The sequence below is a fragment of the Corallococcus exercitus genome, assembly GCF_003611585.1.
In the GTDB taxonomy this organism is placed as follows: domain Bacteria; phylum Myxococcota; class Myxococcia; order Myxococcales; family Myxococcaceae; genus Corallococcus; species Corallococcus exercitus.
In genome coordinates this window covers 1-14,088 of record NZ_RAVW01000248.1, presented here as the reverse complement: position 1 = coordinate 14,088, position 14,088 = coordinate 1, and the positions used below count along the sequence as shown (strand labels likewise).

General features: G+C 70.0%; 13 protein-coding genes and 1 pseudogene. 3 read left to right on the top strand and 11 right to left on the bottom strand.

Going from position 1 to position 14,088, the window contains the following annotated elements; genetic code table 11:
• Positions 1–542: pseudogene (locus tag D7W79_RS26675) on the top strand (hypothetical protein); the annotation flags it as partial.
• A gap of 15 nt (positions 543–557) precedes the next feature.
• Here D7W79_RS26675 and D7W79_RS26670 read toward each other — a convergent pair.
• The 9 genes from D7W79_RS26670 to D7W79_RS26630 form a co-directional block, all read right to left on the bottom strand.
• Positions 558–1,043: an SRPBCC domain-containing protein gene (locus tag D7W79_RS26670; RefSeq protein ID WP_120528215.1), complete on the bottom strand. Its 486-nt coding sequence runs from the start codon at positions 1,041–1,043 to the stop codon at positions 558–560.
• Positions 1,040–1,402, bottom strand: a complete 363-nt coding sequence (locus tag D7W79_RS26665) for an ArsR/SmtB family transcription factor (protein WP_120528214.1) — start codon at positions 1,400–1,402, stop codon at positions 1,040–1,042. Before D7W79_RS26665 ends, D7W79_RS26670 begins: the two co-directional genes overlap by 4 nt.
• A gap of 11 nt (positions 1,403–1,413) precedes the next feature.
• Positions 1,414–1,845 carry a VOC family protein gene (locus tag D7W79_RS26660; RefSeq protein WP_120528213.1) on the bottom strand — a complete coding sequence of 144 codons (432 nt, stop codon included), beginning with the start codon at positions 1,843–1,845 and terminating at the stop codon, positions 1,414–1,416.
• Positions 1,846–1,937: 92 nt separating this feature from the next.
• Positions 1,938–3,395, bottom strand: a complete 1,458-nt coding sequence (locus D7W79_RS26655) for a hypothetical protein (RefSeq protein ID WP_244221982.1) — start codon at positions 3,393–3,395, stop codon at positions 1,938–1,940.
• A gap of 143 nt (positions 3,396–3,538) precedes the next feature.
• Positions 3,539–5,035: a hypothetical protein gene (locus D7W79_RS26650; protein ID WP_120528211.1), complete on the bottom strand. Its 1,497-nt coding sequence runs from the start codon at positions 5,033–5,035 to the stop codon at positions 3,539–3,541.
• A gap of 559 nt (positions 5,036–5,594) precedes the next feature.
• Complete coding sequence (locus tag D7W79_RS26645; protein WP_120528210.1) at positions 5,595–6,152, bottom strand: response regulator transcription factor; 558 nt, start codon at positions 6,150–6,152, stop codon at positions 5,595–5,597.
• Positions 6,149–7,456 carry an ATP-binding protein gene (locus D7W79_RS26640; protein ID WP_120528209.1) on the bottom strand — a complete coding sequence of 436 codons (1,308 nt, stop codon included), beginning with the start codon at positions 7,454–7,456 and terminating at the stop codon, positions 6,149–6,151. The genes D7W79_RS26645 and D7W79_RS26640 overlap by 4 nt, the downstream gene beginning before the upstream one ends.
• Complete coding sequence (locus D7W79_RS26635; RefSeq protein WP_147442061.1) at positions 7,453–8,187, bottom strand: hypothetical protein; 735 nt, start codon at positions 8,185–8,187, stop codon at positions 7,453–7,455. The genes D7W79_RS26640 and D7W79_RS26635 overlap by 4 nt, the downstream gene beginning before the upstream one ends.
• The gene (locus D7W79_RS26630) at positions 8,187–9,077 is read right to left on the bottom strand and encodes a transporter (RefSeq protein WP_120528207.1); all 891 of its coding nucleotides are present in this window, start codon (positions 9,075–9,077) and stop codon (positions 8,187–8,189) included. The genes D7W79_RS26635 and D7W79_RS26630 overlap by 1 nt, the downstream gene beginning before the upstream one ends.
• A gap of 218 nt (positions 9,078–9,295) precedes the next feature.
• Between D7W79_RS26630 and D7W79_RS26625 the strand changes: the two genes are divergently transcribed.
• Positions 9,296–9,733 carry a DoxX family protein gene (locus tag D7W79_RS26625; RefSeq protein ID WP_120528206.1) on the top strand — a complete coding sequence of 146 codons (438 nt, stop codon included), beginning with the start codon at positions 9,296–9,298 and terminating at the stop codon, positions 9,731–9,733.
• Positions 9,734–9,760: 27 nt separating this feature from the next.
• Here D7W79_RS26625 and D7W79_RS26620 read toward each other — a convergent pair whose 3' ends face one another.
• Together D7W79_RS26620 and D7W79_RS26615 are read right to left on the bottom strand one after the other, a co-directional pair.
• Complete coding sequence (locus D7W79_RS26620) at positions 9,761–10,666, bottom strand: metallophosphoesterase (protein ID WP_120528205.1); 906 nt, start codon at positions 10,664–10,666, stop codon at positions 9,761–9,763.
• A gap of 221 nt (positions 10,667–10,887) precedes the next feature.
• Entirely contained in the window at positions 10,888–12,450 is a 1,563-nt protein-coding gene (locus tag D7W79_RS26615) for a ligand-binding sensor domain-containing protein (RefSeq protein WP_244221981.1), read from the bottom strand.
• A gap of 257 nt (positions 12,451–12,707) precedes the next feature.
• On the opposite strand from D7W79_RS26615, the gene D7W79_RS26610 reads away from it, so the two are divergent.
• The gene (locus D7W79_RS26610) at positions 12,708–14,000 is read left to right on the top strand and encodes a TolC family protein (protein ID WP_208729844.1); all 1,293 of its coding nucleotides are present in this window, start codon (positions 12,708–12,710) and stop codon (positions 13,998–14,000) included.
• The last annotated feature ends 88 nt before the right edge of the window (positions 14,001–14,088 follow it).

Below are 14,088 nucleotides of genomic sequence, written 5' to 3'. Positions count from 1 at the left end.
AGGCGCCGGGGTGGGCGGGGGGCCTGCCGGCGACGGTGGCGGAGCAGCAGGTGGTGAGCGCGTGTCTGGCGGCGCACGCGAACAAGTACGGCGTGCACGTGAACATCTCCGTGCTGGGGCGCGACGCGCTGGGCGGGGCGATGCCGTATTCGACGGACGAGCTGAACACCTACGCGGAGAAGGAGGCGTGCTTCTTCGGCAACCTCTTCACGGGCGAGGGCACGTTCGCGGCGAACGACGGCGCGTACCTGGACTACGACGAGAGCACGGTGCGCACCTGCGGCCTGTCGTCCTGGAGTGAGACGACGGCGTGCACGCCGATGAAGCACGTGGGCGCGTGCCGGTACTACTGCACGCTGGACGCCACGCGGACGTACTACACGCGCTGCACGTACAACGGCGTGACGTACCGGCCCATCACCACGCGCATGCTGCCCCAGGACGTCTACCGCTGCGGCGACGGCGTGTGCCAGCTGACGGAGAAGTGCGGCGGCAGCAACACGCCCGACAGCTGCGCGGCGGACTGCGGCGCCTGTCCGTAGGCGAGGGGTGTTCGTTCAAGTGGGGCGGGGCCGCGCGGCGTGGAGCCGGTAGCGCGTGACGAGGTCCCCCCACCAGCGCCCGATGGTCGCGACGGTGGCCGGGCCATCCAGTCCGTGGCGCACGGGGTGGTCCATGCGGATGGCCTCCCAGCCCCGGTGTTCGAGCACGACGCGCGTGCCGCCGAAGGTGGGCTCGAAGCGGACGTCGACCTCGGTGGTCTCTCCGGGGGCGAAGTTGCTCGCGCGCCATTGGAAGACGAGCCGCGCGCCGGGCTCCCAGACGAGCACGCGGCCAATCTCGAAGACCTGCTCCTCGAAGGACTCCACCAGGCGGCCGCCGGGGCCGAGCGGTTCGAAGCGCAGGACGCCGCTGGGGTTCTGGAGGCCGCGGTAGCGCGGGCTCTTGCCCCACCAGAGGTCGGTCTCCTCGGTGAAGACCTCGAAGGCGTCCAGCGGGGACACGGCGACGAAGGTGGTGACGCGGGCGCGGTCGGCCGTCATGACTTGCGGCCTCCGGAGGGCTTCGTGCCCCGGGTGCGCTCCGCGTGGGCCTTGAAGGCGCCCAGCTGATCCGCCCAGAAGGACTCCACCTCGTCCAGCCAGCCGCGCAGGGCGGCGAAGGGCTCCGGGCGCAGGGAGTAGACGCGCACGCGGGCATCGTCCGTGTCGATGCGCTCCTCCACGAGCCCCGTCTGGCGCAGCACGCGCAGGTGGCGGGACATGGCGGGAGGGCTCATGTCGAACGCGGCGGCCAGCTCCCCGGCGGGGTGGGGCCGCTGGCGCAGCCGGTCCACGACGCCCCGGCGCGTGGGGTCGGCGAGGGCGGCCAGGGTGCGGTCGAGCGCGGACGGGGTGGCCATGGCGGGAGAATCTACGCCGGAGTGAAGACGCGCTGGGTGAACCACCAGCGGTGGCCTTCGGTGTCCATGGCGCCGTAGGTGCGGTTGGTGCCCCAGTCGTCGCCGTAGTTCTTGGTCTCGGGCTCCATGATGATGACTGCGCCGGCCGCGCGCGCCTGGGCGCAGTGGGCGTCCACGTCGTCCACGTAGACCGTGAGCGTCTGGGTGTTGGCGCCACCGTGCAGCCGGGGGCTGCGGTGGTGGTCGTGGCGCCCGGAGGAGTTCACCATGATGACGCCGTCGCCGTAGACCAGCTCCGAGTGCACGATGGTGTTGTCCGCGCCCTCCACCTTGAGTCGCGTCTGGAAGCCGAAGGCGCGCTCCAGCCAGTCGATGGCGGCGGGGGCGTCCTCGTAGAAGAGGCTGGAGGAGATGCGCGGCCAGTCCGAGGGGATGGGCTTCATGCGGTGGCTCCTGGCGGAGGATGATTCGTTAACGTCAGGGTGAATGATTAACCCTGACGTTAACGGTCGTCAATCCTCCGGAGCCACGGCCGCTAGCGGCGCGGGAAGCCGCCAAGCGCCCTGGGGGGCGGCACGCTGGGGGCGGCGGTGGCCGGCTGGGCCTGCGGTCCGAGGATGGCCGGCATGGAGGCGGTGAGCTGCCCTGCGTACAGCAGGCCCTGGAAGCTTTCGCCGCCGGAGGTTTGACGCATCTGGATGTACGGGCTCAGTCCGGCGGGGGCCGCCACCGCGGGGGCGGGCGTCGCGCCCACGAGTCCGCAGACCAGCTTGCTGTCGCGGTTCAGGTCGCAGCCCCAGCGGGTGCCCTGGGCGTAGCTCATCTCCAATACGACGAGCGACCGGTTCTCCTTCATCAGGTGCGCCATGGGCGTGAAGGCCGGGTCCCACTGCGTGCCCTTCTCCAGCTGCGTATGCGTGTTGCCTGCGAGCACCACCTGGACCTCGTCCGGCTTCGCGGCACGGCGCTTCGTCCAGACCTGGGCCAGGACCACGTCACGCTTGCTGCCGTTGATCACCTCCGTGTCGTAGGCCACCACCGTCACGCGCAGCCCCGCCGCTCGCAGGGCCCTCATGCGGTCGATGAGGTCCATGACGGCGCGGCTGCTGCGGCCATCCTGGTACGTGCGTGTCCAGAAGCGGCCCTCCAGCAGCGCGTCCTGGTCGGCCGGGGCGCCGGGGCTGGACAGGTATGCGTCCACGCGCGCCTGCTCCGTCGCCGGAATCGACAGGCCCAGCACCACCGCGAGCCCTGTCTGGGCCGCCTGGCACACCACGTGGCCCACGACCTCCGGCACTTCGTTGGAGCCCAGCTGCTCGCCGACGAGCAACGTGAGGCCCGGGTGCAGTAATTCCGGCAGGCCGCGCACGGACGTGGTGCACGGTCCTTGCGCGGGGAGCTCCTCCTGCCAGCGCTCCAGGTAGAACTCCGGCGCGCGCACGGCGGCGGGGCGCTTCTCTTCCGCCGCGTTGCCGGCGAGGAGCTCCACGGAGGGCGCGGACTCCAGCCGCAGCGTGAGCGCCTGCTCCAGGTCCATGTCCCGGGTGCCGTGCTGCGCGCCGCGCAGCATGGACAGCCGCTTGGTTCCCGCGTCGTCGATGCTGAAGTCCACCTCCTTCGCGAAGGGACTGGACTGCTGCTCGGCGCGCTCCAGGTAGACCTTCCACCACAGCTTCTTCCACTCGGAGTCGTTGCCCGTCGTCTGCTGGGTCATGCGGAAGATGCGCACGACGGACTGGCGAGGGCTCAGCGCAATGCCTGTCACCAGGTAGCGCGTGTACGTGGTGTTCAGCGTGCTGGCCCGCTCCGGTTCGGACCAGGTGGTGACGAGCTGGTTCGGATCCTCCGTGTCCTCGAAGGTGTAGCCCCGCTCTTCCAACAGCAGGCGCGTGGCCACGAGCGCCTCCGCGACGGGTTTCTGGAAGACGTGCTCGTACTTGGGCAGCTCCGCTTCCGGTCCCCGCTTCGAGTGGGCGCAGCTGACGGAAATCAAGACAAGCGCTACGGCAAGCCAACGGCAGTGCATTCCAGCCCCCTGTGAGCAATGCGAAGCGCCTCACATGAAAGCCATTCCGCGTCTGGGAATCCAGAAGGGGGCCTGCGAACTGATAGGAATCAATATTTCGTTGCGTGCGGCTAGAACACGGGAGGCGGAAGCATGTCGCGGCCCGGAGCCCGGGGGGCTTCGCCGGGGTTGGTTGGGGGCGCCAGTTGCGGTCCGAGGATGGCCGGCATGGAGGGCGTGAGCTGCCCCACGTACAGCAGGCCCTGGAGGCCTTCGGTAGGGGATGCCTCCTTGATCTGGATGTGCGGGCTCAGGCCGGGGAGGGCGGCCACCTCCGGAGCAGGCGTGGCACCCACGAGGCCGCAGACCAGCTTGCTGTCGCGGTTCAGGTCACAACCCCAGCGCGTGCCCTGCGCGTAGCTCATCTCCAGCACGACGAGGGAACGGTCCGCCTTCATCAGGTGCGCCATCGGCGTGAAGGCTGGGTCCCACTGGGTCCCTTTCTCCAACCGCGTATGCGTGTTGCCCGCGAGCACCACCTGGACCTCGCCAGACTTCGCGGCGCGGCGCTGCGTCCAGACGCGGGCCTGGGCCGCATCACGTTCGCTGCCGTTGAGCACGTCCGTGTCGTAGGCCACCACCGTCACTCGCAAGCCCGCGGCGCGCAGGGCGCGTGCACGGTCGATGAGGTCCAGCACCGCGCGGCTGCTGCGCCCGTCCTGGTAGGCCCGCGTCCAGAAGCGGCCCTCCAGCAACGCGTCCTGGTCGGCCGGAGCGCCAGGGCTGGCCAGGTACCTGTCCACGCGCGCCTGCTCCGTCTCCGGCAGCGACAGGCCCAGCACGACCGCGAGCCCCGCCTGGGCTGCCTGGCACACGATGTGGCCGACGACACCCGGCACTTCGTTGGTGCCCAGCTGCTCGCCGATGAGCAGCGTGAGGCCTGGGTGCAGCAGCTTCGGCAGCCCGCGCACGGACATGGTGCAGGGGCCTTCCGCGGGGGCTTCTTCGCTCCAGCGCTCCAGGTAGAACTCCGGCGCGCGGACGGCGGTGGGGCGCTTCTCTTCGGCCACGTTGCCGGAGAGGACCTCCACGGAGGGGGCGGACTCGAGCCGCAGCGTGAGCGCCTGCTCCAGGTCCAGGTCGCGGGTGCCGTGCTGTGCGCCGCGCAACATGGACAGACGCCTGGTCGCCGCGTCGTCCTGGTCGAAGTCCACCTCCTTCACGAAGGGGTTGGACATCTGCTCGGCACGCTCCAGGTAGACCTTCCACCACAGCTTCTTCCACTCGGCGTCATTGCCCGTCGTCTGCTGCGTCATGCGGAAGATGCGCACGACGGACTGGCGCGGAGCCACCTGGATGCCCGTCACCAGGTAGCGCGTATAGGTGGTGTTGCGAGTGCCGGCACTATCGGGCTCGCCCCAGGCGGTGACGAGCTGGTTGGGATCCTCCGTGTCCTCGAACGTGTAGCCCCGCTCTTCCAGCAACTGGCGCGTGGCCGCGATCGCCTCCGTCAGGGGCTTCTGGAAGACGTGCTCGTACTTGGGCAGCTCCGCTTCGGGATTCCGCTTCGAGTGGGCGCAGCTGATGGACAGCAGGGGCAACGCGACGACGAGCCAGCGGAAGTGCATTCCATCCCCCATGTGAGCAATGCGAAGCGCCTCACATGAGAGCCCATCCGGCGCCGGGTTCAAGCCCCACAGCCCATGCTCAACAATGCCAGCGCCAGATTTCCGGGGCTCAGGTGGTGATGGAGGCCGCGGGGATGGAACGAGTGCCGTCATGTCCAGGGAACCGCTCCAGCTCTCTTGCATGCTCGGGTTGACCCCCCGCGTCCTCGGAGCCGTCGGCCTTCACTCGGGAAGAAGGATGGGCGGATGTCTCGTTTTTGAGGGCGATGGCCGTGGATGAGATTGTTTATGCAGGAGGGCTGTCACGCTGCGATAGCGATTGTGCGAGCTGGCGGTAGGGTGCTTTGTCCGAGATGTCGGTCAGTGTTGAAGATTGCGATTGGTTTGGGGAATGCGAAGAGGTTGGGATCTCATCCAGGCATCTTCTGCCCGAAGGAAGCCAAGCATGTTGGTGTCCACTTCAACCTGGCGGAGGTCGTCCAGGCCCTGCGGGAGACCGGCCACCCGAACGTGGATGAATGGATTTCGGAACTCCGGCAGCGAAAGTGACGGCTTCGTGTCAGCGCGACGGCGGATACTTCTGGAGCTTCCGCTGGAGCGACCTTCGATGGATGCCCAGCTTGCGCGCGGCTTCGGAGATGTTTCCGGCGCTGTCCGCGAGCACGCGGTGGATGTGTTCCCACTCTGCTCTCGCGAGTGACGGTGCCTGGAGCGTTTCCGGCGCCGCTACGTTCGGTGCCTCTTCCGCTCTTGCGAACGCCGCGAGGATGTCGTCCGCGTCCGCTGGTTTCGGCAGGTAGTTCACGGCTCCCAGTCGGATCGCATCCACCGTCGTGGAGATGCTTCCGTAGCCCGTCAGCACGATGACCCGTGTGGAGGCGTCCACCGCCACCAGGTCGCGCACCAGCTCCAGGCCGCTCTGTCCCGGCATTCGCAGGTCCACCACCGCGTACTCCGGGGATTCGCGCCTTGCCGCTGCCATGGCTTCGTCGTGGTTGCCTGCTGTCGTTACGTCCCAGCCCCGCTCGCGGAAGGCTCGGGCCAGGCGCTCTCTCAGCGTGGTGTCGTCGTCCACCAGCAGCAGGCTGGGGCGGTGATCCACTGAGGCCGTGCTCATGCCGCTGCCTCCCTTGCGTCCACGCCCGGCAGGCTCAGCCTCGCCGTCGTGCCTTCTCCTGCCTTTGAACGCAGCTCCAGCGACCCACCCAGTTGCTCCGCCAGCGAACGCGCGAGGAACAGCCCCAGGCCCATGCCCTCACCCGGCGCCTTCGTCGTGAAGAACGGCTCTCCCGCGCGGGCCAGCACCGCTTCCGGCATGCCCTGGCCTTCGTCGTGGACCTCCAGCCTTGCTCCCTTGCCTTCGGCCACCACTCGCAGCTCCACGCTCCGGCCCATCGGCGTCGCCTGGAGCGCGTTCTTCACCAGGCCTCGCAGCACCCTGGCCAATGCTCTCGGCGGTCCGTGGACTTCGTGCTGCTTCAGCGCTTCAGGCACTTCCACCCGCACGCGCTCCCGGCCCGACAGTTCCGCCAGCGTCTCCTCCACCAGCCTTTGCAGCGGGATGGCCTGAAAGGGCTCTCCCGTCGTCTGGCCCGCGTCCGCGGACATCTGCACCAGCACGTCACGGCAGCGGTCCACCTGCTGGCGGATCAGCCTCAAGTCCTCGCGCGCGGAGTCGGAGGTCTGGGATGCCGCCAGCGCTCGCTCCAACTCCTTCGCCACCACCGCGATGGTGGACAGCGGCGTGGACAACTCATGCGCCGCTCCCGCCGCCAGCGTCGCCAGCGAGGCCACCTTCTCCTGCCTCGCGTGCCTTGCCCTGGCCTGCTCCAATTCCTGCTCACGCCTTGCCAGCGCCCTCGTCACTCGCTGGATGAAATACACGATGAAGCCCGCCGCCACCGCGAATGCCACCCACATGCCGCTCAGGTGCAATCGCATCAGCTCCGCGTGGTCCGGCCTTTCCATGCCCGGCAGTGTCACGTCCTGCAACACGAACAGCGAACCGAACGCCACCAGCGTGAAGCCCAGCATCGCCCACGTGCGGCGTGGCGGCAGCAGCACCGTGCCCAGCGCCACGTTCACCAGGTACAGCGTCGTGAAGGGGTTGTGCGTCCCTCCGCTCAACGCTAGCAGCCCCGTGAGCACCAGCGTGTCCCAGAGCATCAGCCCGAAGATGGCTGCCTCCGCCACCGGCCTGGCCCTCGCGAGCCCCGCTCGCACCGCCGCGTTCGTCACCGCCTCCACGCCCAGCAACGCCACCAGCGCGGGCACCGGCAACGCCAGCTTGAGGCCCCATGCGGCCACCGCCACCAGCACCGCCTGCCCCACCAGCACGCCCCAGCGCAGCCTCAGCAGCCACATCAGGTTGATGCGGGCTCGGAGCGACGGTTCGGAGGAGGGCGGCTGCGAAGGCGTCATGGCGTGGCGGAGGACATCGCCACGGAGCGGGCCACCGTGTCCAGCGCGGACGCCGCAGCGTCCCTGGACTCCAGGTTCACCGTCGCCAGCCACGTGTCCCAGGCGAGCGCGAAGGTGCGCTCGGCCGTCGGCTCGTCCTCGGACAGCGTCAGCCCGTCCAGCACCACGTCCACCGTGGCGATGTTGGATGACACCAGCTTGAACGGCTGGGGCTCACCGCCACCCGCGGGCACCCGCGTCCCCTCCAGCCACAGCGTGTGGTCCACCATGTCCACGTCCCCGCCCGGCAGCCCTTCCGCGTCCGCGTCCGCGGGCTCGAAGGTGAGCCGCGCCCGGCAGTAGCGCCCCGGCGGCGGACGCAGCGTGCCCAGCGTCAGCACGTTCCCGTCCGGCCGCTCCAGCCCGCTCACGTGCGGCGTGCCCAGCTTCAACGGCGACCCCACCGAGTGCGCTTGCGCGGTCCCAATGGGAGACAGCGCCTTGAGCAGCCGCCACCCCAATGCCTCCTCGCACGGCTTCAACTCCACGCTGCCCAGCGCCACGTAGCCGCGCGTCAGCGTGAGCGTCTGTCCATCCGCTCGCGTGAAGGAGCGCTCGCCGCTCGCCGCCTGCACGCCGTGCGCGGCCCGGTGCTCCAGGCCCAGCGTCACGCGCATACCGTCCACGCGCTCACCGCACGCGCTCAGCGCGCACAGCAATCCCAACCATCCCAGACGCGAGGCGCGGATCATCACAGGTCGTACGCCAGCGAGAGCACCGCGATGGGCGTGGACGACACCCGGCGCAGCTGGTTGACGAAGGGGATGTGCACCCCGGCCTGCACCACCACGTCCATCCCAGGGCTGAAGAGGACGTCCGGCGACGCGTACGCGATGAAGCCCCCTCCGGACTCCTCCGGCGTGCCGTTCGTGTCCGGTGCCCTTTCCGCTCTGCTGTCCACGCCCAGGCGCACCGCCCACGTGGGCGACGGCTGGTATTGCGCCGCCACCTGCGTGCGCAACGACGCGCCCAGCCGGTAGTCGTCACGGCCGCGCGAGGGCAGGAAGCCCAGGGCGCTCGCGAGGAACGACCACTTGCCCCGGAAGCCCTGCCACGCCAGCCCCGCCATGGGGTCCACCGAGCCGCTGCCGGGCTGCGCGTCGATGCCCAGCGCCGTGCCGTCCCTCGCGTGCAGCCGGGGGCCGGTGGGCAGCTTCACCCCGCCCACCACGCTGATCAGCTGGTCCGGCGAGAACTCCTTGTCCTTCCACACGAACGCCTTCGCGCTCACGTCGATGTCGCCCAGCCCCCAGCCGCGCTCCATCCCCAGGCTCACGTCCTGGACCTCGCGGGCCTGGAGCGGCAGGTTCACCGCCAGCACCAACCAGGGCCTGGGCGCGTACGCCACCGCCACGTCCATGCGCAGCTCGCGCAGCCGCTGCGCGTCCACGCCCGTCAGCCCTTCCGTGTGGCCCCACGCGCGCAGCATCGTGGACAGCCGCAGGCGCCCTTCGAAGGGCTGCTCGCCGCCCATGGACGTGAGGGTGGGGTCCCCGCACGCACAGCTCGCGCAGGCCCACGCGCTGGACGCGGGCAGGAGGAGGAGCGCGGCGCTCAGGAGGGCCAGGGTGGGGGTTCTCAAGGCGTGGGCACCCTAGCGTCCCCCCTCCCTGGCGCACTGTGGCGTGTTGTCGCAGGCCGCCGGTGCGTCACCCCGGGAACGGTCCGACTGTCCGACAGGTTGGGGAGCAGCCAGGGGAACGGGGGCCAGCTGTCCGCCCGCCCTTCCGTGCCTATCTGGAGAATGACACCGACCCGTCCGCGTTGAGGGGGGACACGCCGGAGGCATGGAGGTCATTCATGGGGCTGCTCGCACCGCTGGGACGGCTGTTGTTCTCGGTCATCTTCATCACCAGCGGGCTGAACCACTTCTTCCAGCTCCAGGCCCTCACGGCCTACGCCCAGGCGTCGGGTGTGCCCGACCCCCGGATGGCGGTGCTGGTGTCCGGCGGCGTGCTGGTGGTGGGCGGCCTGTGCGTCCTGCTGGGCATGTTCGCCCGCCTGGGCGCGGCCATGCTCGCGGTGTTCCTGGTCGCGTCCGCCTTCATGGTCCATCACTTCTGGAAGATGGATGACCCGGTGCAGGCACAGAACAACCTCATCCACTTCATGAAGAACCTCTCCATGGCGGGTGGGGCCCTGCTCATCGTCTACTTCGGGCCCGGCCCTTTCAGCCTGTCGCGCAAGAAGCGCGAGGCGGGCCTGGGCGGGATGAAGCTGGGCGCGCCCCTGCGCTGAAGGCGGGCGCGCCGTCCTGCTCGTGGATCAGGTCGCCCCGACGTGGGCGGCCTGCTGCGTGCGCAGCGTGAAGAAGGCGACCTCCGGCGTGCTGCCCCGGCGCAGGTACGGCCCGCCGAAGCCGAAGCCCAGCCCCTGGTTCACGTACAGGTGGTTGCCGTTCACCCGGTAGTGGCCGCGGATGTACGGCTGGCCCGCGCGACGGAAGAGGGCCTCCGTGAGGCCCCGGACGATGAACTGCCCGCCGTGGGTGTGCCCGGAGAACTGCACCAGCCCCGCGTGCGCGGGCAGCTTCTCCGCGGTGGGCGGCGTGTGGGCCAGCACCAGGCGCGTGCCGGACGAGGGCGCGCCCCGGAAGGTGGCCTCCACGTCCTCCATGCCGGTGAGCCCGTCGTCGATGCCCAGCACCGTCACCGGCGCGCCCTTCACGTGCACCACGCGGTGCTCGTTCTGGAGCACCGTGTAGCCCAGGGCCTCGAAGCTGGCGCGCAGGTAGGGCGCGTCCACCCAGTGGTCGTGGTTGCCCAGCACCACGAAGACGGGACCGTTGAGCCCCTGGAGCAGCTGGCGCACGCGCGGCAGCGGCTTGGGGCTGTGCGTGACGTAGTCGCCGGTGAGGAACACCAGGTCCGGCCGCGCTTCGTTCACCGCGGCCACCGCGCGGCGGATGCGCACGTCGCTGGTCGCCTGACCCACGTGCACGTCCGACAGCTGCGCGATGCGCAGACCGTCATGCTCCGGGTGGATGCCGTCCAGCTGGAGCAGGTGCTCGGTGAGCACGAAGTGGTCCCGCCAACGCAGGCGCCGGTCCGGCCGGAAGGGGTCGGGGCCTCGCGCCTGGAGCTCGTTGCGGCCGTGCGGCTCCACCGGTTCGGCTTCGGCGAGGGAGGCGGCGGCACCAGCGGCGTGACGGCGGGCGAGTCTCAGGCGCATGCGTTCGGATTCCTCCGGCGGGGCGAGGGGCGATTGTAGAGAACGGTCCGGAGGATCGTGAAGCCCGGGGGCCCGGCCCGCCTGCCCCCTTGCACAAGAGCAAGAGGGCGGAAGCAGAACCGGGCCTCCTTCCAGAACATTTCCGCGCCCTTCCAAGGGCCCCTCGGCTCCCAGGACGCCGGGTGCGACATGCGCATCGACCCGGCGTCAGGGTGGGATTCCTAGTGGCCGCGCAGCACCGTCAGGCCCTCGGAGGTGAGCACCAGCAGCATGCCGGAGGTGCCGGAGCCGTCGTACACCAGCTGGAGCACCTTGTTGCCGCGCACGTTCGTCACCTTCTCCAGCGTCTTGGCGGGGGTCAGCCGGTAGAGGCCGCCCGCGTTGGTGCCGATGAAGAGCGAGCCGTCATTCGTGGAGGCCAGCGCGTTGATGGCGTCCAGCGCCCCCACGTCCGCCCCGATGCGCGTGCCCTTCTGGTACGGGTTGCCGGAGGAGAGGATGGTCATCTCCCACAGGCCCAGGGACTTGCTGCCCAGGTAGTACTTCCCGTCCGTCGTCTGCTGGAAGCCGCGCCAGTAGTCGAACTCCGACTGCGAGTTGAGGTCCTGGAGATAGGAGGACTTCACCTTCTGCTGGTTGATGCCCGGCGTGGTGGTGTCGTCCCAGTTCTCCATCTTCGTGTCGGGCGTGACGGTGCCGAAGTTCCACTCGTTCGCGATGAGCACGTCACCGTCCGGCGCGATGCCCAGGCCGTAGGTGTAGCCCGCGTACTGGGAGCCGTTCGCGTCGAACCACACCGGGTGCCGGTGGGCGTTGTACGTCAGGTCGCGGATGCGCACGACGCCGTGGTTGGTGCCGAAGAAGACGTCGCCCTTGTTCGGGCCGCGCAGCACGGACGCGCAGCTGAGCATGGCGCGGTCTTCGTCGAAGTGGTGGTCGTTGCTGTTGCGGATGCCCAGGCTGACGCCGTCCACCACGGTGGGCCCCGTCTGGATGAAGGGCTTGCCGTTCGCGTCGATGTTGGCGCGGCGGGACTGGTTGATGTGGGTCTCGAAGGCGACCTGGCCGCTGCCGTCCAGCTTCACCGCGTCCACGTCACCCTGCCGGTAGTACTGGAGCCGGCGCGAGCTGAAGGGGTAGCAGGTCTGCTCGTTCACCGGGACCTCGCACGGCTTCGCGGTGACGATGAAGTTGGTGTGGATGCCCGGGTACTCCGGGTCCTGCTGGAGGTCCGGCGCGTTGTAGCCCACGTAGGCCCGGCCCGCCGCGCCGCCGCAGATGACAGTGGAGGACTGGCCCTCGCCCGCCTGGCCCGCTGCGCCCGGCATCCAGACCAGCTTCTGCGTGTCCGCGCGCACCACGCCGACGCGGTCGCCGTCCAGCACCCAGATGTTCTTGCCCAGGTCCACGCCCACCGACTGCACCCGGCCAATGCCATAGCGGTCCGAGTAGTTCGTCACCGGATCCGCTGGCCAGGGATCCACCGTGCCCGCGTCGGTGCCACCGTCGGTGCCGGCATCCGTGCCCGCGTCCGTCCCGGCATCCGTGCCCGCGTCGGTGCCCGCATCCGTCCCGGCATCCGTGCCCGCGTCGGTGCCGGCATCCGTGCCCGCATCCGTCCCGGCGTCGGTGCCTCCGTCCGTCCCCGCATCAATCCCCGGCCTGGGGTCGATGTCGTCCGTGTCACCCACGGGAATCGTGGGCGAATCCGTCCCACCGCACCCCCACGCCGACAGCACCATCGCCCCCACACACACGCCCAGCCCCAGCAGTCGTCGATTCACGTGTTCTCCCTACGCGTACGCGCCACCCAAGCAAGCCGCGTACCCGCCCTGGAGAGCAGGCTGTCCGTGCGGCATTCCCCTGCGAGAGGGCAATCCCTTTCCCAGTCAGGGCACCGGCCGACCCTGAAGGGGCAGTAAAGACGACGCCGGGACGCCATAAGCAGGGCTACGTGCTCGGTACAGGGCTCGGCGTTCTCTGAGACTCCTCTCACGGACGTCTCAGGATGCTCTCGCGCCAGGCCTTTACGGTGCCGCGCATGGTGGTTGCCCTGACCGCGTTGTTGCTCGCCGCCTCGCCCGAACCGACTCCGATGAGCTTCGCGGAGGCGCTCGCGCTGGCGGAACGTGCCCCCCTGCCCGCCGCCACCGCGCGCGCCGTGGTGTCCCAGCGCACCGAGGTGTCCCGGGGCTCTTCGCTGTCCAACCCACAGCTCGTGGTGGAGCCCGGCTGGCGGCGTTCGGCCGCGGCGGGGAGCGGACTGGACCTGCGCGTCGGCGTGGCCCAGCCGTTCCACCTCTCCGGCCTCGGCACCGCGCGAAAGCAGGCCGTGCGGTTGGAGACACAGGCGTTGTCGGAAGAGGCTCGCTCCGCGCTGTTGGCCCGCCGGCTGACCGTCGCCGAGGCATGGCTGTCGCTGTGGGCCGCCGAGCAGGCTCAGGTACGAGTGGCCGAGGAGGTGCGACTCGCTGACGCGTTCCGCGAGGTGGTGGAGTCCGCGGCGGCACTGGGTGCGGCGACGAAGCTGGACGTGGCGGAGGCCGCGACCTACGTGGCCGATGCGCGGCTCACGGAGCTGGACGTCCAGGGCGTGGCCATGGCGCGCCGCACGGAGTTCTCCCGACAGGTGGGGGCACGGCAGGCCGTTCCCGTCACCGCGGCGGGCCCACTGCCCGAAGTGGCGCTGCCCGCGGAGTCACGGTGGCCGGCGTTGCAGGAGCGCGCCGCGAGCCTGCCGGAGGTGACCTTTCGCATGTCGCTGGCCCGGATGGAGCGTGCCCGCGCGGACGAGGCGAAGGCGGCCAAGGGGTTCCAGTTGCAGCTGGGCGTCGCGGCCCTGCGCGAGTACGACGGCGCGGTGGGTGGCGTGGCCACCGTGGGCCTGACGCCCCCCGTGTTCGACCATGCCGAACGCGAGCGTGGCACCCTGCTGGCGAACGCCGCGCGGCTGGAGGGTGAGGGCCTGGAGGCCGCCGCCGCGGCGGCTTCAGGGCTGGTGCTCGCGTTCCACGAGGTGGAGCACTCACACGAGGTGGTGGAGGTGCTGCGCGGCACGCTGCTTCCCGGTGCCGAGGAGGCGGCGAGGCTGGGCGAGCTGCTCTTCCGCGCCGGAGACACCACGGTCCTCGAAGTGGTGCGCCTGCGGCGTGCGCTCACCCAGGCTCGCATCCGCCTGGGCCATGCGCTGGCGGATGAGGCGCTGGCGCGCATGCGGGCCCGGCTTCTCATCGATGCGCTCGATGCGTCCGCCACGGAAGAAGCCACACCCCCGGCTCCCTCATTCCGCGCCGGCACCTCCGGCGCTCCTGCCTCGGAAGGCGCTGCGCCATGAAACACGTCCTGCTTCACACCCTCCTGCTGCTGGGAGTCGTACCGGGCTGCGCCTCACCGAAGGAGGAAGCCGCCGCGACCGCCCGTCC

Coding starts and splice junctions, on each gene's coding strand:
- D7W79_RS26670 (WP_120528215.1), bottom strand. CDS start 1,043: ATGACGGCCGACCGCGCCCGCGTCACCACCTTCGTCGCCGTGTCCCCG.
- D7W79_RS26665 (WP_120528214.1), bottom strand. CDS start 1,402: ATGGCCACCCCGTCCGCGCTCGACCGCACCCTGGCCGCCCTCGCCGAC.
- D7W79_RS26660 (WP_120528213.1), bottom strand. CDS start 1,845: ATGAAGCCCATCCCCTCGGACTGGCCGCGCATCTCCTCCAGCCTCTTC.
- D7W79_RS26650 (WP_120528211.1), bottom strand. CDS start 5,035: ATGCACTTCCGCTGGCTCGTCGTCGCGTTGCCCCTGCTGTCCATCAGC.
- D7W79_RS26645 (WP_120528210.1), bottom strand. CDS start 6,152: ATGAGCACGGCCTCAGTGGATCACCGCCCCAGCCTGCTGCTGGTGGAC.
- D7W79_RS26640 (WP_120528209.1), bottom strand. CDS start 7,456: ATGACGCCTTCGCAGCCGCCCTCCTCCGAACCGTCGCTCCGAGCCCGC.
- D7W79_RS26635 (WP_147442061.1), bottom strand. CDS start 8,187: ATGATCCGCGCCTCGCGTCTGGGATGGTTGGGATTGCTGTGCGCGCTG.
- D7W79_RS26625 (WP_120528206.1), top strand. CDS start 9,296: ATGGGGCTGCTCGCACCGCTGGGACGGCTGTTGTTCTCGGTCATCTTC.
- D7W79_RS26620 (WP_120528205.1), bottom strand. CDS start 10,666: ATGCGCCTGAGACTCGCCCGCCGTCACGCCGCTGGTGCCGCCGCCTCC.
- D7W79_RS26610 (WP_208729844.1), top strand. CDS start 12,708: ATGGTGGTTGCCCTGACCGCGTTGTTGCTCGCCGCCTCGCCCGAACCG.